The sequence below is a fragment of the Paracoccus alkenifer genome, from assembly GCF_900108405.1.
Taxonomy (GTDB): Bacteria; Pseudomonadota; Alphaproteobacteria; order Rhodobacterales; family Rhodobacteraceae; genus Paracoccus; species Paracoccus alkenifer.
This window is the reverse complement of the sequence record NZ_FNXG01000004.1, coordinates 232,046-252,399: the sequence shown is the minus strand read 5'-3', so window position 1 is coordinate 252,399 and position 20,354 is coordinate 232,046. Positions and strand designations below refer to the sequence as shown.

Genomic DNA, 20,354 nt, shown 5'->3' with positions numbered 1-20,354 from the left:
TGCTATGGCTGACCCTTGGGTAATCCGGGGGTGCGCCGATGGCGTCGAAACAGAATTCCATGACGGTCATCATCCGGCGCTGCGCCGCCGTGGCCGAGGAATCGCACCACGGCGGCGCGTGGAAGGTCGCATATGCGGATTTCGTCACCGCGATGATGGCGTTTTTCCTGCTGATGTGGCTGCTGAACGCGACCACGGAAAAGCAGCGTCAGGGGTTGGCGGAATATTTCGACCCGACCATCGTCCACGCCCCGGCTGCGGCCGCGATGGGCCTGGACGGCGGCGAATCGGACGATCCCCCTGCGGACCAGAGCGCGGCCTATACGCCTTCGGCCGACCGGCAGATGCAGGAAATCGAACAGGCGATTCAGAACGCCCTGACCGGCACCGGTGCCGAATCGATGCAGCGGGTGAACCTGCTGCGCCATGTCGTGACCCGCGTCACCGACGAGGGGCTGGTGATCGAGCTGGGCGATATCATCGACGAGCCGCTTTTCCACGGCGAATCAGCCGAACCCACCCCCGCCTTGCGCGAACTGACCGCGATTCTGGCGACGGTGCTGGGGCGCACGAAAAATCAGCTGGCCATCGCCGGCCATGTGCGGGGTTTCCCGGAAATGCTGGTGGAAAACCCCGTCTGGCCGCTGTCGGACCAGCGTGCCCATGCCGTCCGGCGCCTGCTGGTCGAAGGGCGGCTTGACGAAGGCCGCATCCAGCGGGTCACGGCCTATGGCGACAAGAAACCGCGTAATTCCAATGCGATGGATCCTCAGAACAACCGTATCGAGGTGATTTTACTTAGATAGAGGCCAGATGACGGGCGCCATTAGGGGGAAATTAAACTCTTTGGCGCATCCTCCGATCAACATGATTCAACCAGGGTGAACCGAATGACGATTTCTTCGTCCCTTCATGCCGGAGTATCCGGTCTGGCCGCCAACGCGGCGCGTCTTGCAAGCATTTCGGACAATATCGCGAACTCGGGAACCTATGGCTACAAGCGGCTGAACACCGACTTTGAAAGCATGGTCATCAACCAGGCGCGCGGCACCGGGGTCTACGCCTCGGGGGGTGTCCGGACCTTGACCACCCGGCTGGTGGACGAAAAGGGCGGGCTGGTGTCTTCGTCCCATTCGCTGGACATCGCGGTCTCGGGGCGCGGGATGTTGCCGGTTATCCCTTCGGTCTATCTTGATGGCGGGTTGGGCAACCAGCCGATGATGATGACGCCCACGGGGTCGTTCCGGCCCGATGCCAACGGGGTGCTCAAGACCGATTCGGGGCTGGTGTTGCTGGGCTGGCCGGCCCTGGCGGACGGCACCATTCCGCTGAATGCCCGCGACAGCGTCGCGGGGCTGCAACCGGTGGTGCTGAACCATCACCAGACCTCGGGCGACCCCACCACGCGGATGCATCTGGGCATCAACCTGCCCGCCGGCGCGACAAGGCCGGGCGCGGCCGGCCTGCCTGAAACGACGGCGATCGAATATTTCGGAAACCTCGGCGCGTCGGAAAGCCTGCACATCACCTTTGTGCCCGTGCCGTCGACCGGGCCGCTGCCCAGCAACAGCTGGACGATGGAAATCCGCGATTCGGCGATGGACCCGGCCGTGAACCTGATCGGCAGCTACGAGATGGTGTTCGACGACAGCCAGACCTACGGCGGCACGCTACAGTCGGTGACGGTCCTTTCGGGCGGCGGCTATGATCCTGCCACCGGTGAACTGGCGCTGAACGTGCAGGGCGGCCCCATCGCGGTTTCCATCGGCCGGCTGGGCGATCCCAACGGCCTGACCCAGCTGGAAGCCAGCTTCGCGCCGACGAATATCGCCAAGAACGGTTCTCCGGTCGGCAATTTCTCGACGGTCGAGATCGACGAGCACGGGATGCTGCGGGTGACCTATGACACCGGCTTTACCCGCACGATCGCGCAGATTCCGCTGGTGGACGTTCCCAATCTGAACGGCCTGATCGCGCTGGACAGCCAGACCTATCAGGTGTCCGCCCAGTCCGGATCGTTCTTTCTGTGGGATGCCGGCGATGGCCCGACAGGGGCCGTGGTGGGGTATGCGCGCGAGAATTCGACCACCGACGTTGCGCATGAGCTGACGGATCTGATCCAGACGCAGCGCGCCTATTCGTCGAACGCCAAGGTCATCCAGACGGTGGATGAGATGCTTCAGGAAACCACCAACATCAAGCGCTGAGGAGGACCGCGGCAGGCCCGCGGCTGACGTGACATGAGCCTTTCCAATGCCATCTCGAACGCGGTTTCGGGGATCGTCGCCACCTCGCGCGGGACCGAGGTCGTCGCCTCGAACCTGGCGAATGCGCTGACCCCCGGCTATGCGCGCCGCGATTTGCAGCAATCGTCCCGGTCCTATCTGGCCGGCGGCGGCGGGGTGCAGGTCGATGGCGTGGCGCGGATCGTGAACACTTCGGTGCTTGCGCAGGGCAGGCTGGCCTCGGCCGCGACCTCGCACGCGCAGACGCTTGCGGATTTTCACAAATCCATGTCCGACATGATGGGGGTGCCCGGCCAGCCCGGCGCGCTGACCACGCTGCTTTCGGAATTCGATGCGGCTTTGACGGCGGCCTCGGCGCGCCCCGAAAATGAGGCCGGTCTTGGCCGGGTTCTTTCCGCTGCCGCGTCGCTGGCGGGCGCCTATAACACGATGGGAAACACCATCCAGCAGGCGCGCAGCGTGGCCGACCAGGCCATTGCGCAGGATGTGGCGACCCTGAACTCCGGCCTTGAGCGCATCGCGGACCTCAACCGCCAGATCGCGACGCAGCTGGGCGGGGGGGGTGACGCCAATGCCCTGCAAGATGAACGCCAGCGCCTGATCGACATGCTGGGCGAAATCGTCCCGCTTAAGGAAATGCCCCGCGAAGGCGGGCGCGTCGCCCTGTTCACCGCAAACGGAGGGGTGTTGCTGGACGGCTCCGAACCCACCCGTTTTGAATTCGTCGCGGCCGGACAGGTGACCGCGGCCTCGGGCGCCGGGGCTGCGCCCCTTGGCCTGCTGTTCGTCAATGGCGAAGAGATCCCGGCCGCGCAGATGGGGCGCTACGGGGGCGGTCGCCTGGCCGCCAATTTCCAGATTCGCGATGTCGACGCGCCCGCCGCACAAGCGCGGCTGGATGCGGCTGCGCTTGACCTGCACGACCGTTTTGCAGACAGCGCCGTTGATCCGACGCTGGGCGCGGCCGATCCCGGGCTGTTCACCGATGCGGGGGCGCGTGTCATGCCACCGGCAGCGCCGGGGCTGGCCCAGCGTTTGTCGCTGAACCCGGCGGCAGACCCGACCGCGGGCGGCGAGATCTGGCGGCTGCGCGACGGCCTGGGTTCGGCAGCCCCGGGGCCGGCGGGTGCCTCGGGCCTGCTATTGGCGATGAAGAACGCGCTGGACACGCCCCGCACCGCCGCGCCTCAGGGGATGAGTTCGCGGCCGCGCACCGCTGCGGTCATGGCGGCCGAGATGACCTCTTTCGCTGCCTCGGGGCGCCTCGACGCAGAGCGCGTCCTTGGCGCGGCCTCGGCCCAATCCTCGACCTATGCAACGCTGCTACAGCAGGACGGCGTCGACACGGACCGCGAGGTAGAGGCGCTGCTCGCGCTTGAACGCGCCTATGCGGCCAATGCCCGTGTTCTCAAGGCGGTGGACGAGATGATCATGACGATATTGAGGCTGACATGACCAATAGTGTTTCGATCGGCGATCTGTCACGCGCGGCGCTGCTTCGGCAAGCCAATGTGCAGTTGAAATCCCGGCTGCTCACCCTGACGCAGGAAGCGGCAAGCGGCGTGAAATCCGATCTCGCCCAGGCTGTCGGCGGTAATTTCGGCCGTCTGGCTCAGATCGAATCGCGGCTGACCGCATTGACGGCGTATCGCGAAACCTCGGCCATCGCGCAGGGCGAACTGGCCGGGCTCCAATCCGCGCTCGAGGCTATCGGCAAGATCGGCTCCGAGATCGGGACCGGGATGTTGTCCGGCGGCTCGGCGATGGACAATACCAGCATCACCATCCGCTCGCGGCAGGCCCGGGATGATCTTGACGCTGTCATCAACCTGATGAACGTCGATGTCGGGGGGCGGTTCGTCCTGTCCGGCACCGCGGTCGAAACCCGACCGCTTGGTGATCCGGCGGCGATCCTGGCAGATGCACGGGCGCAGGTCGCGGGGCTGACCGATCCTGCGGCGATAGCGGCGGCGGTAGCGGGCTGGTTCGACGCAGCACCCGGAGGCGGAGGCTTCGTCGATAGCTGGTATGGCGGGAACACCGACCCGCGACCCGTTGCTGTCGGCCCGCACAGCTCGGTGACGCAGACGCTGACCGGAATTGATCCAGCGTTCCGGGATATTCTGAAAGGCCTGGTGCTGGGGGCCCTCGCGGATGATCCGGGCGTCGGTCTGGCGCGAGAGGACAAGGCCGCGCTGATTTCTCAGGCCGGGGCCGTCACGCTGACCGGGGTTCGCGCGCTGACCACGCGACGGGCCGAGGTCGGGATGCAGGAAGAGGCGATTGCCCGCGACGCGGCGCGTAATGCTGCCGAAACGACCGCAATGATGATCGCCAAGACCGGGATTATCGAAGCGGACCCCTATGAAACCGCGGCCGCCCTGACCCAGACCGAGGCCAATCTGGAAAATCTTTATGCGCTGACGGCCCGGCTGTCGCGGCTTTCGCTGGTGGATTATCTCAGATGAGATGGGCGCTCAGGCTTTTGGTGGCGCTGATCCTGATGCCGGGGCTGGCAGCCGCCGCTCCGGTCCGGATCAAGGATCTTGCGACCGTGGACGGCGTGCGGGGGAATGACCTGCTGGGCTACGGGATCGTGGTCGGGCTGAACGGCACCGGCGACAGCCTGCGCAACGCCCCCTATACCGAAGAAATGCTGGGCGGATTGCTCGAACGGCTGGGCGTGAACGTCACCGGAGAAAGCTTTCGCCCCAAGAACGTGGCCGCAGTGATGGTGACGGGCACGCTGCCGCCCTTTGCGCGGGCTGGGGGGCAGATCGATGTTACCGTGGCCGCGATCGGCGACGCCAAAAGCCTGCTGGGCGGCACGTTGGTGATGACGCCGCTCAGCGCCGCCGACGGCGAGATCTATGCCGTTGCCCAGGGCTCGATCATTGCGGGCGGAGCATCGGCCCAGGGCGATGCGGCCTCGGTGGTCCAGGGGGTGCCGACATCGGGTCATATCCCCTCGGGCGCCCGGGTCGAGCGCGAGGTCGATTTTGATTTCAGCCGGATGTCCAGTTTCCGGCTGGCGCTGCGATCCGCCGATTTCACGACTGCGGCGCGGATCGAAAAGGCGATCAATGATGATTTCGGCACCGGAATCGCGACTTTGATGGATGCGACGACCATTCTGGTCGATTCCGCGCGGCTTGGAGCTGTGAACCCCGCGCGGCTGGTGGGGCGGATCGAAAATATTCTGGTCCAGCCGGAAAGCCGCGCCAGAGTGGTCGTCGATCACCGTTCCGGCACCATCGTCATGGGCGAGGATGTGCGCATTTCGCGGGTCGCGGTCTCGCAGGGCAATTTGACGCTGCGGGTGCGCGAGACGCCCATGGTTTCGCAGCCCAACCCCTTTGCGCCCGGAGAAACCGTCGTCGTGCCGCGGACGGATGTCGAGATCACGCAAGAGCCGGGGATCGGATTTGCCGAAGTCAGCGGGGAATCGTCGCTGTCCGATGTCGTCGAAGGGCTGAATGCGCTGGGCGTTCGCCCGCGGGAGCTGATCGACATTCTCAAGGCCGTCCATGCGGCGGGGGCGTTGCATGCCGAATTCATTGTCAATTGAGCGTCTGGAAAGGGACCATGGGAAAGGCCTGCCGCGTTCACCGGCGGCGGATGCCGCTCTGCCCCCGGGTCATGCAGGGCCGTTTGGTCCCAGCGCGACAAAGCCACGCCTGACCTCATGCTCGTTGATGGTGATCTTTGCCTCGGGGCCGTTTCGTGCGACCCGGATCTCGTGCGCGGCTTGATCCAGCGTGAGCGTGGCAGAGAAACCGCTCCAGTCTTCGGGCAGGCTGGGGTCGATCTCGATGCCGCCGGGGCGGAGGCGCAGGCCGAGCAAACCCTCGACCGTGGCGCGATACATCCAGCCGGCCGAGCCGGTATACCACGTCCAGCCGCCGCGACCCATCTTGTCGCGGGCGGCATAGACATCGGCAGCGACGACATATGGTTCCACCCGATAGATCTCGGCAGAGCGGGTATCCAGCGCATGGTTGATCGGGTTCAGCGCCCGCAGCAGGCGGTGCGCCCGTGTGCCGTCGCCGTTACGGGCCAGCGCATAGACCATCCACGCCGCGGCATGGGTATACTGACCGCCGTTTTCGCGCACGCCCGGCGGATAGGATTTGATGTAGCCCGGCTGTGCCTCGGTGTTCTGGAACGGCGGGGTGAACAGCCGCAGCAGCTGCCCGTCGCGGTCGAACAGCTGCGCCAACGCCTCGGACACGCCGTCCTGCGCGCGGTCCGGGCGGCCGGCCCCGGAAATCATCGCCCAGCTTTGCGCAATGCTGTCGATGCGGCATTCTGCGTTCCCCGCGGAACCCAGCGGGGTGCCGTCGTCGAAATAGCCGCGCCGATACCAGGCGCCGTCCCAGCCGGATGCGTCCAGCGCCTGCGCCACGCTTGCGGCGTGGGCGTCCCAGGCGTCGGCGCGGGCGTGGTCGCCGCGGGCGCGGGCAAGGGGCGCAAAACTGGCGATGGTGTCGCACAGGAACCACCCCAGCCAGATGCTTTCGCCGCGCCCCTGTTCGCCGACGCGGTTCATCCCGTCGTTCCAGTCTCCGCCCAGAATCAGCGGCAATCCGTGCGGGCCGGTGCGCTGCATCGCCAGATCCAGCGCCAGCGCGCAGTGGTCGTAAAGCGGCGCCTCGGTTCCCGCCGGCTCGGGCTGGAAATAGCGGTCGTGTTCGCCGGGGTCGAGCAGCGGCCCGGTGATAAAGGGCACCATCTCGTCCAGCACCGCCGCATCGCCCGTCGCCGCGACATAGCGCGCGGTGATATGTCCCAGCCAGATCACGTCGTCGGAAATCATCGTGCGCACCCCGGCCCCCGTCCGCGGCAGCCACCAATGCTGCACGTCGCCTTCCACGAACTGGCGGGCGGCGGCGTTGAGGATCTGGCGGCGGCACAGCGCCGGGTCGTGCAGGATCAGCGCACTGGTGTCCTGCAACTGGTCGCGGAACCCATAGGCGCCCGATGCCTGATAGAACGCCGTCCGCGCCCGGATGCGGCAGGTGATCGCCTGATAGGGCAGCCACTGGTTCACCATCAGGTTCAGCGCCGTGTCGGGGGTGTCCACTTGCAGGCAGCCCAGGGTTGCGTCCCATTCCCCCTGCATCGCCGCAAGCGCGCGGGCGGGGGCATCGGGGCGCGTGACGGCGGCAAGCACGGAGGGCAGATCCGCCTGCGGCGCGTTGGCGAGGACCAGCGTGGTCTCGGTGGTTTCGTCAGGCCGCAACGAGAGGTCGCAGCGAATGGCAAGGCAGGGATCGCCGGCGGCGTCGGTCGCGGGCCAGTCGCGCAGGGCGGCCGGGCGCGACAGCTCGCCGAACCGGCCCAGAAAGGCCAGGCGGTCCCCGCAATACCGCAGCACGGGGCGGTCGCAGGCCAGCGCGGTGATGCGCCCCGCATGTTCGGTCGAGAACGGATTGACCGCCAGCGCCGCGTTCAGCGCCGGGTCAAAGCTGGTCTGGATCTTGTCGGCGGTGCGGCTGCGGTCGGCGCCCAGCACCAGCTGGGCAAAGGCGATCAGTTGCAGCGACAGCGCCCGGCCGCTGCGGTTGTGCAGTCGCAGCCGGGTCAGCCGCGCGGGGCCGGTTTCGGCCAGCGTCATCGTGGCCTCGACCGCCAGCCAGCCATAATCGGCGGTGAAACGCGAATAGCCCAGCCCATGCGCGATTTCATGCACCGCGCGCGGATCCTCGGACAGCCCCATGAACGGCGAGGCCACCAACCCGGTTTCCGGGTCGTGGATCAGGATCGCCTCGCCGGGGCGGTTTTCCACCGGGTCGTTCGACCACGGCGTGATCTGGTAGTCGCGCGAGTTCACCGCCCAGCTATAGGGCGCGCCCTCGGCCGAGACGTGAAAGCCGAAATCTTCGCGCGCGATCACGTTGATCCACGGGTGCGGGGTCGGCCGGTCGCGGTCGATGCGCAGCACATATTCCCGCCCGTCCGGGGAAAATCCGCCGTAGCCGTTCCAGAATTGCAGCGGCGAACGCGAGGGTTCGGCCGGAGCGGGGACCGGGGCGCTGCTGCGGGCGGTCTCGCGCCGGCGGGGCGCTGCTGCGGCAACAGGAGCTTCGCGCAGCCGCTCGATCTGGTCGGCCAGCCGGCCGTTGCGGGTGTGCAGCATGATCCGCGCCGCCGACACCAGCGTGTCGAAACAGGCCTTGGAAATCTGGTCGCGGCGCACCGCGTGGACATGGGGCTGCGCCCCCGGCCCCGCGGCCTGCAACGCCATGTCCACCAGCGCCCCGATCGCGTGTTGCAGATCCTGCACATAGCTCGACGCGCGTTCGTTCAGGATCACCACGTCGTGGCGCACCCCGCGCAGGCGCAGGAATTCGTGCATCCGCAGCGCCTCGCGCAGGATCGGCAGGTCGGCCTCGTCGTCGATGCGCAGCAGCAGGATCGGGTCGTCGCCCGAGACCCCCATCGGCCACAGGTCGCTTTGCGGGCCCAGTTCGGTGCGCCGCCTGGGCGTGGCCGCCATGGACAGGTCCGGCCAGACCAGCAGCGCGGCATAGGCGCGAAACAGCCGCACCTCTTCCAGCGAGGTATGCAGGTGGCGCAGCTGCACCTGCGACCATGTCCATGCCAGCCGCAGCTCATGTTCAAAGACCGCGTGGCGGGCGTAATGGGCGGCCAGCCGGTCGCGTTCAGCCGCGCTGTCGGCGATCAGCGTCCAGAAGATGACCGAGACCGTCTTGCCCGCCGGGATCCGCATCCGCCGGCGGATGGCAAAGATCGGGTCCAGCGTGTGCCCCTGACTGCCGCCCAGCGTCGCGCCGCGGTCAAAGGCTGCCGGGTTGCGGATCGAGCGGCCGCGCCCGACAAAGGCGCGGCGGTCGGTTTCCGCCTCGGCCCCCGGGGCGATCGCGCCGTCGGGGCAGGCGATCAGATGCGCCAGATACAGCGGTCGCCCGTGCGGGTCGCGGGGGCGGCGCTCGGCCGCGATCATGGTGCCGCCGTCGCGGATTTCGGTCTGCACGAACAGCTTGGAAAATGCCGGGTGGGCGTGATCCGCCGCCGGGTCGTCCAGCACGATTTCTCCGTACGAGGTGATCTCGATGGTCTTGTCCGACCCCGAGCGGTTGCGCAGCGTCAGCCGCCGCCCGTCGGCGTGGCTTTCGGTGGCGGCGATGATTTCCAGCCGCGTCTCGATGGCGTTGGCGGTCTTGAAGAATTCGGCCTTGTGGTCGGAAAACACCGCGCTGGCGCGCTCGTCGGGGCCGGAATGGGGGGAATGGGTGGCCGACCACCACTCGCCCGACTGCATGTCGCGCAGAAAGATGAAAATGCCGCCGTCGTCCTGCGCCGGGTCCGGCGTCCAGCGGTTCAGCGCAATCCCCCCCAGCATTGACCGCCCGCCCCCGGTCGAGGACAGCAGCGTCGAGAAATCGCCGTTCGAGATCAGCGCCACCTCGCGCGCGGCGCGGCGAGGCTCATCAACCACGGTCAGCGCGTCGCCCGCGCCGGTCATCGCCCCGCGCCCGGCCACCCGGACCGAGGGCGCGCGGGTCACCGGGGTGATGTCGCGCGGCGATTTTTCCTGCAACAGCAGTTCGGACGCGCGCACCACCGGGTCGGCGTGGAAACGTTCGCGGTGGATGCCGTCCATCACCGTGTTGGCGATGGCCAGGATAGACATGCCGTGGTGGTGGGCCATGACGTTGCGCACCACCGCATGGCTGTCGTCCTCGCGCAGGCGGGCGGGGGCGAAATCCACCGCGTCAAAGAAACCGAATGGCCCCTCGGCCCCCAGCCGGCGCAGCTCGATCAGGTTGCGCACGGCCTCGGCCGGGCGGATCTGCGCGGCAAGGATCGAGGCATAGGGTGCGACCACGTTTTCGCCGAACGCCCGTTTCAGTGCCAGCGTCGGCACGCCGAAGGCGTAGTATTGATAGTTCATCTCGCGGTCGCGGGCGTTGAAGGCGCTTTCGGAAATGCCCCAGGGCAGCCCGTGCGAACGGCCCCACTCGATCTGCGCTTGGACGGCCATCTGGTTGGAATGGTTCAGGATTCCGCCCTGCCGTTCTTTCAGCAGCAGCGGCGGCATCAGATATTCGAACATGCAGCCCGACCATGACAGCAGCAGGCTTTGGTGCCCCAGCGTGGCAAAGGGACGGCCCAGCCGCGCCCAGTGTTCCTTGCGGATGTCGCCCTTGGCGATGGCGAGGAAACTGGTCAGCCGCGCCTCGGACGCCAGCAGGTCGTATGAGCTGTCGTCAAGCTGGTCGTCCAGCGGGCGATAGCCGATCGACAGCAGCATCTTGTCGGGGTGGATGAACAGGCCGAAATCCATCTCGAACGCCAGCATCCGGGCGCGTTCGGCCAGCAGGCGGGTGCGCAGGGCGAATGCCTCGACCGCATCGCGGCCCTCGGCGATGGGGGCCATGACGTCGGCGGCGTCGCGTTCCAGCAGCTCGGCCCACGCCAGCGCCTCGGCGGCCTCGCCGTCGGTGGCGGCGTCCAGCTCGGCGGCCAGCCGGGCGATCTCGGCGCTGCGGGCGACCAGTTGCGTGGGCGCCACCGGGTCCGCGACGGGACGCCCGGCGGTGTGGTCCAGCAGCTCGTGCAGCCCCTCGATGGCGCCGTCCAGCGCCCGGCGCAGCTCGCGCAGGCTGCGGCGGTCCTGCGGCAGGCGGTCCAGTTCCTGTTGCAGGTTTGCCAGCGCGTCGCCGACCCCGCCCGTGCGCCGCCGCCGGACCGAGGGCGCCGCCTCGGCCCAGCCGCGCAGCCCCGAGGACAGCGCGACCAGCAGCCCCGCCAGATTGCCGCTGTCCACGGCCGAGACATAGGGCGCCGGCAGCACCGCCAGCGTGCGCGTGTCATACCAGTTGAAAAAATGCCCGCGCAGCCGCGCCATGCGTTCCAGCGTGGAAATCGTGGCCTCGATCCGCGCCAGCGCGCTGTCCAGCCCGATCCAGCCGAAATCATGCGCCGACATCACCGACATCAGGTAAAGCCCGATATTGGTGGGCGAGGTGCGTTCCGCCAGTTTCGGCTCGGGGCGGCCCTGCCAGTTGTCGGGGGGCAGGTGGTTGGTGTCGGGGCCGACGAAGGTCTCGAAATAGCGCCAGGTGCGGCGGGCGATGCGGCGCAGCTCGGCGGTGTCCTCGGGCGACAGCAGCAGCCGGTCCTCAGTCTGCAAGGGGCGCGAGGCGCGGTCCATGATCCAGGGCGCGGCGATCCACACGCCGCCGACGATCAGCGCGACCGGCAGCGCCACCGGGTTCAGCACCGCCACGGCAAGAATGGCCGCCGCCCCGATGATGGGCGAGGCGACCATGCGGCGGTATTCGCCCCGCAGACCGGGGTCGGCCTGCCCCGCCTCGCGCGCGGGGGTCCATTCCAGCAGGTGCCGGCGGCTGACGGTCATGCGCCACAGCGCCCGCCCGATGGCGTCCAGCGCCGCCGCCGCCCGATGCGCAGCGGTGGCCAGCCGCAGCCCCAGCTGGGTCAGATAGGAAATCGCGTCGCGTGCCATGTGTCGCAGGTGATAATCCCACGACACCCCGTAGCCCGGCCTGAACACCCGCAGGTCCACCTGCAACACCGCCACCGCCGCCACCAGCAGGATCATCAGCCCCTGCCACATGATCGGCCAGGCCCCCGGCAGCACCAGCCAGCCCAGCACCGAGGCCGCGACCCACGCCGGCGTCACCAGCGACCGGCGCAGATTGTCCAGCATCTTGAACCGCGACAGGCCCGACAGCCCGTTGCCCGGCCTGAACATGATCGGCAGCAGCTGCCAGTCGCCACGGGTCCAGCGGTGCTGGCGGCTGGCCTCGGTCGCGTAGCGGACCGGGAAATCCTCGACCACCTCGATGTCGGTGGCCAGTGCCGAACGGGCAAGGCAACCTTCCAGCAGGTCATGCGACAGCACCGCGTTTTCGGCGATGCGCCCGCCGACGGCGCGTTCGAACGCATCCACGTCGTAGATGCCTTTGCCGGTGAAACTGCCCTCGTCCGCCAGATCCTGATACAGGTCCGAGACGGTGAAGACATAGGGGTCCAGCCCCCGGTTCACCGAAAAGATGCGCTGGAACACCGACGCCTCGGGCCCCGTCGTCAGCGAAGGGGTGACGCGCGGCTGCATGATGCCGTGGCCGCGGACCACCACGCCGTTTTCCGCATGGACGGGGCGGTTGACCGGGTGCGCCATCTTGCCGACCAGCGCCGCCACCGTGTCGCGCGGCAGGCGGGTATCGCTGTCCAGCGTCACCACATAGCGGATCCCCTCGGGGGGCGTGGGACCGGTGGGGGTAAAGCTGGTGTTCTCGACCCCGCGCAGTAGCAGGTTCAGCTCGGCCAGCTTGCCGCGCTTGCGTTCCCAGCCCATCCAGACGCCCTCGGCCGGGTTCCACAACCGCCGCCGATGCAGCAGGAAAAACCGGCGGATGCCGCCGTGGTCATAGCGGTCGGCCAGATCGTCGATGCGGGCGCGGGCATGGGCCAGCAGCCGCGCATCCTCGGGCAGGGTCTCGGCGGGCGCGTCGCGCCAGTCGGTCAGCAGCGCGAATGAGACCTCGCCCAGCGGGTTCGCCAGATAGTGCGATTCCAGCATCTCGGCCAGCTCGTCTATGGCATCCATCGAGGTGATCATGCCGGGGATCACCACCAGCGTGCGGAACCGCGCCGGCACGCCCTCGCGGAAATCATAGGCGGGCAGGCGGGCGGGCGGGATGGTGCGCGCGGCCAGGAACGACACCACCTGCATCGCCGTGTCCGAGGCCGGCAGCATCACCAGCGCCAGCAGCAGCCCCAGCTGCCAGCCGGGCAGTTGCGCGGGCAGCACATGGCCCAGCAGCGCCACCAGCACCGCGGTGATGCCGACCAGCGGCATCGCGATCAGCCACAGCCCGGCCTTGCGCAGCGGGATCGACAGGCGTTCCAGCAGCGTCGGGCGATAGAGGCAGGCTTCGCGAAATCTGCGGCGGTGGTCGCCGACCAGCAGATGCCCGACCTCGACCCGACCGCCCTCAAGACGGCCGCCCTCGGCCCCGTCCGCCAGTCCCGGTGGGCGTTCCTCGGCGGCTGCGGCGTCGGCCCGGCCCTGCTCGATCGCGCGGTGGGCAACCTCGATTTCGGTCAGGGCGGACCGGCGGGCGATGCGTTCGATGGTGCTGCGGTAGCTGGCGCGGGTGGGCTGGTCCAGCCGGTCGAATTCGGTATGGCGGGCCAGCAGCATGTCGACGGCGCTGACGCTTTCGAACCAGTCCAGCCAGTCGATGTCGCCCATGCGGCGCAGGCTGCGGATGATGTTGCCCACGGTGACGTTGCCGCTGGACTGGCGCGCATATTCGGCCTGCACGGCGCGGTCGCCCGCCTCGGCATCGCCCAGCTGCGATTCCAGCGCCAGCAGCGCCGCCTGCGCATCCGGCCCGCCGTCGCGCAGCCGATAGTAAAGCTGCGCGGCCACGGTGTCGTCGGTGACCAGTGCGCCGCTGTGCGCGATCACCGCGGCAGCGGCCCGAGGATCCCTGACCGTCGCCAGCTCGTCCGCGATGGCGTTGGCCAGCGCCCGGCGCACCCGGGCCGAGGCCACCCGGTCCGATAGCCGCCGCAGGTTCTCGACCAGCATATAGCGCAGAAACACCGGCAGCGCCCACAGCTCGGCGATATCCAGCGTCACCACCGACTGATAGCCGCCCAGGAACTGCGCCAGCGCGTCCTCGGTGATTTCGGAATTGGTCAGCGCGATGAAATACCACGCCAGCACCAGGCTGCGCGGGGCATGGCCGCCGCCCGACAGCCGCACGCCGGGCAGCCGGTTCAGGAACGCCGGCGACAGCGCCTGTCGCAGTTGGCGTAGGTTTTCCTCGACCATGTGGTGGTTGTCGATCAGCCACTCGGCGGCGGGGGTCACCGGCTCGTCCTGTTCCTCGGCGGCGACGGTTTCCAGATAGTTGCGGCGGATGGCGGACTGGTTGTCGATCAGCCGGGCGACAGGGTTTTTCGGGGCCTCGGGCAGGTCGGGTAGCGGGGTGCCCGCCAGTTCCCGCCCCGCATCGCGCAGCGAACTGCCGGTCCAGATGTCAAAGCGGATCGGCCGCGCCATCGCGGACCATGCCGTGGGCAGCCCCATTGAGCGGGCGCCTTCGGACCGCAGGGCCCGGGCGTGCAGCCGCTGGGCGGCCTGGTTGAGGCTGCTTGCGCCGCTGCGCCGCCCGCGCGGCATCCGGGCGTTGTTTCGTGGCATTTTCTGTCCCGCCGTTTTCTGTGCCGTCGCGACCTGCCCTGCCGTCGTATCCCGCACGGTCCGGCCCGTGCGAGCAGGGGGTGGCGACATCTTTCCAAGCATCTGCCCCGCGCTCGGGTTCCCGATGCGGCCGCGCGCCGCCGTCCGTTGCCGCCATCGCGCATTGTCGGATGGGGGGCGGCTGGGCTATGTGGCGCTGAGTCCCGCCGCCTGCAAGGAAACGACGATATGCCCGCACTGCTCGACAGCCCCGCGCCGGCCCCGATCACCGTCGCGACCAGCCCGTTTCAGGGGCAACGACCCGGCACCTCGGGGCTGCGCAAAAAGACGCGCGTCTTCATGCAGGCAGGCTATCTGGAAAACTTCACGCAGTCCATCTTTGACGCCATCGGCGGGCTGGCGGGCCGGGTGCTGGTGCTGGGCGGCGACGGGCGGTTCTTTAACGAGGCCGCGATCCAGGTGATCCTGCGCATGGCTGCGGCGAACGGGGCGGCACGGGTGATCGTGGGGCAGGGGGGGATCCTGTCGACGCCCGCGGCCTCGAACCTGATCCGGCTGCATGGCGCCGATGGCGGCATCATCCTGTCGGCCAGCCACAATCCCGGCGGCGAGGATCAGGACTTCGGGATGAAGTTCAACGGCCCCAACGGCGGCCCCGCCCCGGAATCGGTGACCGAGGCGATCCACGCCCGCAGCCTTGAGATCGGCGAATACCGCACGCTGGACAGCGCCGATCTGGACCTGTCCGCGCTTGGCCGCCGGCAGCTGGGCGCGACCGAGGTCGAGATCATCGACCCCGTCGCCGATTATGCGGCGCTGATGGGGCGGCTGTTCGATTTCGACGCGATCAGGGCGCTGTTCGCGGGCGGCTTTACCATGCGCTTTGACGCCATGCACGCGGTGACCGGCCCCTATGCGCGCGAGATATTCGAGCGTCGCCTGGGCGCCGCCCCCGGCAGCGTGGTGAACGCGGTGCCGCTGCCCGATTTCGGCGGCGGCCACCCGGACCCGAACCCGGTCTGGGCGCATGAATTTTTCGATCTGATGATGGGCGCCGATGCGCCTGATTTCGGCGCCGCCTCGGACGGGGACGGGGATCGCAACATGATCATGGGGCGGGGGGTGTATGTGACGCCCTCGGACAGCCTTGCGGTGCTGGCGGCGAATGCGGCGCTTGCGCCCGGATATGCGGGCGGCATCGCGGGCATCGCGCGCTCGATGCCGACCAGCCGCGCCGCCGACCGCGTGGCCGCCGCCCTCGGGGTGGGGATGTTCGAAACCCCGACAGGCTGGAAATTCTTCGGTAACCTGCTGGACGCCGGCCGCGTCACCATCTGCGGCGAGGAAAGCGCCGGCACCGGCTCGGACCATGTGCGCGAAAAGGACGGGCTGTGGGCGGTGCTGCTGTGGCTGAACATCCTCGCGGCCCGGCGCGAGCCGGTGGCCGCGATCATGGCGGCGCATTGGCGGGAATACGGCCGCGATTACTACAGCCGCCACGATTACGAATCCGTCGCCGCCGACCGGGCCGAGGCACTGATCGCCCGGCTGCGCGGCCTGCTGCCCACGCTGCCGGGGCAGGATTTCGCCGGGCTGTGCGTCGAATCCGCCGATGATTTCGCCTATCACGACCCGGTGGACGGCTCGACCTCGGGCCATCAGGGGATCAGGGTGATGTTCACCGACGGCAGCCGCGTGGTGCTGCGGCTGTCGGGCACGGGGACCGAGGGCGCGACCCTGCGCGTCTATCTGGAACGCCACGCCGCCCCGAATGCAAACCACTCGCTCGCCCCGGAAATCGCGCTGGCCCCTGTGACCGCCGCGGCCGAGGCGCTGGCCCTGATCCGCGACCACACCGGCCGCGACCGTCCCGATGTGATCACCTGACCCGCCCGTCCAAAGCGGCATCGCGCTTCTTTCTGGCCAAAATACCCCTGCGGCGCTGCCATGCTTGGCAAACGCCCGGTGGGCCGCGCGCGGCGAAACCCGCCGATCCAGCCCGCCCCGCGGCCAAGTGGAACCTTGTCCCGTCCTGCCGGTTTCTTCCGCGGACATCATCCCGTTGGCGATGTCTGTTTTCCAACACGCGGCGGCTCGCCGGGGCACAAGGAAGATCTCATGCGCATCGCAGTTCTCGGAGGCGACGGCTTTGTAGGCTGGCCCACTTCGCTGCATCTGTCGGCCGCGGGCCACGAGGTCCATATCGTCGACAACCTGTCACGCCGCTGGATCGACACCGAACTGGGCGTGCAGTCCCTGACCCCGATGGATTCGATCCAGGAACGCTGCCGGATCTGGAAACAGGAAAGCGGCAACTCGATCCAGTTCCACCTGCTGAACCTTGCCCGGGAATACGAGCGGCTCAAGCAGTGGCTGCTGGACCATCGCCCCGATGCGGTGATCCATTTCGCCGAACAGCGCGCCGCGCCCTATTCGATGAAGACCGACCGCCACAAGGTCTATACCGTCGACAACAACGTCAACGCGACCCACAACCTGTTGGCGGCGCTGGTGGAAACCGGCATCGACGCGCATCTGGTGCATCTGGGAACCATGGGGGTCTATGGCTATTCCAGCGTCGGCGCCCCCATCCCCGAGGGCTATCTGGACGTGCAGATCGACACGCCCGCCGGCCCGCGCGACCAGCAGATCCTGTATCCGACGCGGCCCGGCTCGGTCTATCACATGACCAAAAGCCTCGATCAGATCCTGTTCCAGTTCTATGCGCAGAACGACGGGCTGCGGATCACCGACCTGCATCAGGGCATCGTCTGGGGCACCCATACCGACCAGACCCGCCGCCATGAACAACTTATCAACCGCTTCGACTATGACGGCGATTACGGCACGGTGCTGAACCGGTTTCTGATCCAGGCGGCGATCGGCTATCCGCTGACCGTGCACGGCACCGGCGGCCAGACCCGCGCCTTTATCCACCTGCAAGACAGCGTGCGCTGCATCGAGCTGGCGTTGGGCGATCCGCCCAAAGCCGGCGAAAGGGTGCGCATCTTCAACCAGATGACCGAGACCCACCGCGTCCGCGACCTCGCCCATCTGGTCGCCAGGATGACCGGGGCACAGGTCAAGCCGCTGCCCAACCCCCGCAAAGAGGCCGACGAAAACGACCTGATTGTCAGGAACGACCAGTTTCTTGCGCTGGGGCTGCAACCGATCACCCTGCACGAGGGGTTGCTGGCCGAGGTGGTGGACGTGGCCCGCAAATACGCCCACCGCATCGACCGCACGCGGGTGCCGGCGGTCAGCGCATGGACCCGGGACATCGCCCGCCGCGTCGATCACGACCCCGAGGGCCGCAAGCTGCGGGCTGTATGACCTTGCCGGGGCTGCAATCCGACCGGCCGGCGGGGTCCGACCGCGCCTTTGTGACGCTGGTCACGAATGCGGATTACGCGCTGGGGGCGCGGGCGCTGCTGCGCTCGATCGTGCTGTCGGGCACCGATGCGGATCTCTGCGTCCTGCATACCGGGGTGGCGGCGGCGCATCTGGCACCGCTGGCGGCGCTGGGCGCGCGGCTGGTGCGTTGCGAGCTGCTGCCGACCTCGCCCGCGTTCAACGCCGCCCATGCGCGGGACGCGCTGCACGGGCGCGCCGCCTTTACCAAGGGGGAAAAGCCGCCCTTTCATACGCCGCTGGACAATTTCGCCAAGCTGCGGCTGTGGCAACTGGATTACGCGCGGGTGGTGTTCGTTGATGCCGACGCGCTGGTGCTGCAGAATGTGGACAAGCTGTTCGATTACCCCGAATTCTGCGCGGCGCCGAATGTCTATGAAAGCCTTGCGGATTTCCACCGCATGAACTCGGGCGTTTTCACGGCGCGGCCCTCGCAGGCGACATATCGGGACATGCTGGCGCGGCTGGACGTGCCGGAGGTGTTCTGGCGGCGCACCGACCAGAGCTTTCTGCAGGAATACTTCCCCGACTGGCACGGGCTGCCGGTGTTCTGCAACATGCTGCAATATGTCTGGTTCGCGATGCCGCAGCTGTGGCGCTGGCGCGACATCAGGATCCTGCATTTCCAGTATGAAAAACCGTGGCAGGACCATGCCAAGGCCGACCGCCTGCGCCCGCTGATCGAGCTGTGGCGCGTCTATGCCGGCGACGGGCCGGTGCCCGACAGCCGCGACCTGCCCGACCCGGCATGAGGGTCGCGGTCACCGGCGCCAGCGGGATGGTGGGCTGCTTCCTGACCCGGGCGTTGGCGGTGGCGGGTCACCGGGTCGAGACGCTGCCCGGCTGGCGGCTGGGCCAGCCCGCGCCGCTGGAAGGTTGCGAGGCGCTGATCCACGCCGCCCTTGCCCATGTTCCCGGCCGCTATCGCGGCGGCGAGGGCGACGACCCGGCAAGCTTCATCGCGCTGAACCGCGATGGCTCGCTGCATCTCTTTGAACAGGCGCGGGCGGCGGGTGTGGCGCAGGTGGTGTTCCTGTCCTCGCGCGCGGTCTATGACGCGCTGCCCCCCGGCACGCCGCTGCCCGACGGCACCCCGCCCACGCCGCACAGCCTCTATGGCCGGATCAAGGCCGAGACCGAGGCCGGGCTGGCGGCGCTGGCCCGCCCCGGCTTTGCCACCGCCAGCCTCCGCGCCACCGGCATCTACGGCCCCGGAGAGGGCCATAAGTGGACCGGTCTCTTCGCCGATTATCTTGCCGGAAGCCCCGTCGCGCCCCGCATCGGCACCGAACTGCACGGCGACGACCTTGCCGCCGCCGCACTGCTGATCCTTGAACACGGCGGCACCGGCGCGTTCAACGCCTCGGACCTGACGCTGGACCGCCGCGACCTGCTGGCCGAGATCCGCCGCTTGACCGATTGCCCGCACCCGCTGCCCGACCGCGCAACCACCCCAGTCTCCGCCATGTCCTGCGAACGCCTGACCGCGATGGGCTGGTGCCCCGGCGGCTGGCCGCTGCTGCGGGAAACCCTGCCCGCGATGCTGGCTTCGGGCGGTTTCTAAATATCCCGCGGGGGTCCGGGGGCGCCAAGCCCCCGGTCCGACAGCGCAGCTTACCCCGGCGCTACCCCGCCCAGCACCCCGGTCAGTTCTTCCGCGGCCTGCGCCACCAGCGCGCCCAGCGGCTCCAGCCGGTCCTCGGTCAGCCGCACGGCGGCGCCGGAAATCGAGATGGCACAGGCGGCCTCGCCCTGCGGCGACCACACCACCGCGGCCAGGCAGCGCATCCCCAGGTTGAATTCCTCGTCGTCCAGCGCCCAGCCACGGGCGCGGGTGCGGGCGATCTCGGCCAGCGCCGCCTCGCGCGAGCGCAGGCTTTTCGTGGTCAGCGGCGGCAGCCCGGCGCGGTCGGCCAGCGCCAGCACCTCCTGATCGCGCCATGTCGCCAGAATCGCCTTGCCCATGGCCGAGGAGAACACCGGCACCCGGCGACCGGGCGGCGACAGCGCGCGCCTGATCTCTCGGCTTTCGACCTGGCTGACCGTCACCAGATGGTCGTCGTCGAGAATCCCCAGATTTGCCGTTTCGCGCGTGGCATCGCGCAGCCGGCGCAGCAGCGGCAGCGCCGGCGCGACAAAGCTCAGTCGCCGCCCATAGGCCAGCCCCACGGTAAAGGCATCGCGCCCGACATGCCACAGCGAGGACGCGGGCTCGAACTGCGCGAAGCCCTGTTGTTCCAGCGTGGTCAGCAGCCGGTGCGCGGTGCTGACCGGCAGCCCCGCCGCGCGGGCCACATCGCTCAGCCGGCTGCCGCCGTCCTCTTGCGCCAGCAGTCGCATCAGCGACAGGGCGCGGGCGACCGATTGCACCCCGTTTTCGGCCATCGCTTCCTCCGTTCTTGCCGCATGATGGGAAACTCTGCCGGGGATGTCACCCCTCGCATCGACCGGGTGCTATGCCTGCGGGCAGGAGCAAGGAGAACAAG

The 20,354-nt window shown here is 68.3% G+C and carries 11 protein-coding genes; 9 read left to right on the top strand and 2 right to left on the bottom strand.

The features are described 5' to 3' along the window. Positions 1 to 38 precede the first annotated feature (38 nt). From BLW83_RS11620 to BLW83_RS11600, 5 genes are all read left to right on the top strand, one after another. Entirely contained in the window at positions 39 to 806 is a 768-nt protein-coding gene (locus BLW83_RS11620; RefSeq protein WP_090848390.1) for a flagellar motor protein MotB, read from the top strand. Between the two features lie 84 nt (positions 807 to 890). Then, the gene (locus tag BLW83_RS11615; protein ID WP_090848389.1) at positions 891 to 2,207 is read left to right on the top strand and encodes a flagellar hook protein FlgE; all 1,317 of its coding nucleotides are present in this window, start codon (positions 891 to 893) and stop codon (positions 2,205 to 2,207) included. A gap of 33 nt (positions 2,208 to 2,240) precedes the next feature. Beyond that, a complete protein-coding gene (flgK, locus tag BLW83_RS11610) occupies positions 2,241 to 3,701 on the top strand; it encodes a flagellar hook-associated protein FlgK (RefSeq protein ID WP_090848388.1) in 1,461 nt (486 codons plus the stop codon). Continuing rightward, complete coding sequence (locus BLW83_RS11605; RefSeq protein ID WP_090848387.1) at positions 3,698 to 4,714, top strand: hypothetical protein; 1,017 nt, start codon at positions 3,698 to 3,700, stop codon at positions 4,712 to 4,714. The genes flgK and BLW83_RS11605 overlap by 4 nt, the downstream gene beginning before the upstream one ends. Further along, a complete protein-coding gene (locus BLW83_RS11600; RefSeq protein ID WP_090848386.1) occupies positions 4,711 to 5,814 on the top strand; it encodes a flagellar basal body P-ring protein FlgI in 1,104 nt (367 codons plus the stop codon). Before BLW83_RS11605 ends, BLW83_RS11600 begins: the two co-directional genes overlap by 4 nt. A 69-nt stretch (positions 5,815 to 5,883) precedes the next feature. On the opposite strand, the gene BLW83_RS11595 is transcribed toward BLW83_RS11600, so the two are convergent. Further along, positions 5,884 to 14,457 (bottom strand): glycoside hydrolase family 94 protein, encoded by an 8,574-nt coding sequence (locus BLW83_RS11595; protein ID WP_143042831.1) that lies wholly within the window; start codon positions 14,455 to 14,457, stop codon positions 5,884 to 5,886. 228 nt (positions 14,458 to 14,685) lie between these two features. Between BLW83_RS11595 and BLW83_RS11590 the strand changes: the two genes are divergently transcribed. From BLW83_RS11590 to BLW83_RS11575, 4 genes are all read left to right on the top strand, one after another. Further along, positions 14,686 to 16,344 carry an alpha-D-glucose phosphate-specific phosphoglucomutase gene (locus BLW83_RS11590; protein WP_090848384.1) on the top strand — a complete coding sequence of 553 codons (1,659 nt, stop codon included), beginning with the start codon at positions 14,686 to 14,688 and terminating at the stop codon, positions 16,342 to 16,344. 231 nt (positions 16,345 to 16,575) lie between these two features. After that, a complete protein-coding gene (locus BLW83_RS11585; RefSeq protein ID WP_090848383.1) occupies positions 16,576 to 17,790 on the top strand; it encodes an NAD-dependent epimerase/dehydratase family protein in 1,215 nt (404 codons plus the stop codon). Next, positions 17,787 to 18,620: a glycosyltransferase gene (locus tag BLW83_RS11580; protein WP_090848382.1), complete on the top strand. Its 834-nt coding sequence runs from the start codon at positions 17,787 to 17,789 to the stop codon at positions 18,618 to 18,620. The genes BLW83_RS11585 and BLW83_RS11580 overlap by 4 nt, the downstream gene beginning before the upstream one ends. After that, positions 18,617 to 19,432: an NAD-dependent epimerase/dehydratase family protein gene (locus BLW83_RS11575; RefSeq protein WP_090848381.1), complete on the top strand. Its 816-nt coding sequence runs from the start codon at positions 18,617 to 18,619 to the stop codon at positions 19,430 to 19,432. The genes BLW83_RS11580 and BLW83_RS11575 overlap by 4 nt, the downstream gene beginning before the upstream one ends. A 50-nt stretch (positions 19,433 to 19,482) precedes the next feature. Here the strand turns inward: BLW83_RS11575 and BLW83_RS11570 are convergent, their stop codons facing one another. Further along, complete coding sequence (locus BLW83_RS11570; protein WP_090848380.1) at positions 19,483 to 20,253, bottom strand: IclR family transcriptional regulator; 771 nt, start codon at positions 20,251 to 20,253, stop codon at positions 19,483 to 19,485. Positions 20,254 to 20,354 lie beyond the last annotated feature (101 nt).

What these genes read in the sequence shown, in the direction of transcription:
- BLW83_RS11615 (WP_090848389.1), top strand. Translation starts at nt 891, where the DNA reads ATGACGATTTCTTCGTCCCTTCATGCCGGAGTATCCGGTCTGGCCGCC.
- BLW83_RS11570 (WP_090848380.1), bottom strand. Translation starts at nt 20,253, where the DNA reads ATGGCCGAAAACGGGGTGCAATCGGTCGCCCGCGCCCTGTCGCTGATG.
- BLW83_RS11580 (WP_090848382.1), top strand. Translation starts at nt 17,787, where the DNA reads ATGACCTTGCCGGGGCTGCAATCCGACCGGCCGGCGGGGTCCGACCGC.
- BLW83_RS11620 (WP_090848390.1), top strand. Translation starts at nt 39, where the DNA reads ATGGCGTCGAAACAGAATTCCATGACGGTCATCATCCGGCGCTGCGCC.
- BLW83_RS11590 (WP_090848384.1), top strand. Translation starts at nt 14,686, where the DNA reads ATGCCCGCACTGCTCGACAGCCCCGCGCCGGCCCCGATCACCGTCGCG.
- BLW83_RS11585 (WP_090848383.1), top strand. Translation starts at nt 16,576, where the DNA reads ATGCGCATCGCAGTTCTCGGAGGCGACGGCTTTGTAGGCTGGCCCACT.
- BLW83_RS11595 (WP_143042831.1), bottom strand. Translation starts at nt 14,457, where the DNA reads ATGCCACGAAACAACGCCCGGATGCCGCGCGGGCGGCGCAGCGGCGCA.
- BLW83_RS11605 (WP_090848387.1), top strand. Translation starts at nt 3,698, where the DNA reads ATGACCAATAGTGTTTCGATCGGCGATCTGTCACGCGCGGCGCTGCTT.
- flgK (WP_090848388.1), top strand. Translation starts at nt 2,241, where the DNA reads ATGAGCCTTTCCAATGCCATCTCGAACGCGGTTTCGGGGATCGTCGCC.
- BLW83_RS11600 (WP_090848386.1), top strand. Translation starts at nt 4,711, where the DNA reads ATGAGATGGGCGCTCAGGCTTTTGGTGGCGCTGATCCTGATGCCGGGG.
- BLW83_RS11575 (WP_090848381.1), top strand. Translation starts at nt 18,617, where the DNA reads ATGAGGGTCGCGGTCACCGGCGCCAGCGGGATGGTGGGCTGCTTCCTG.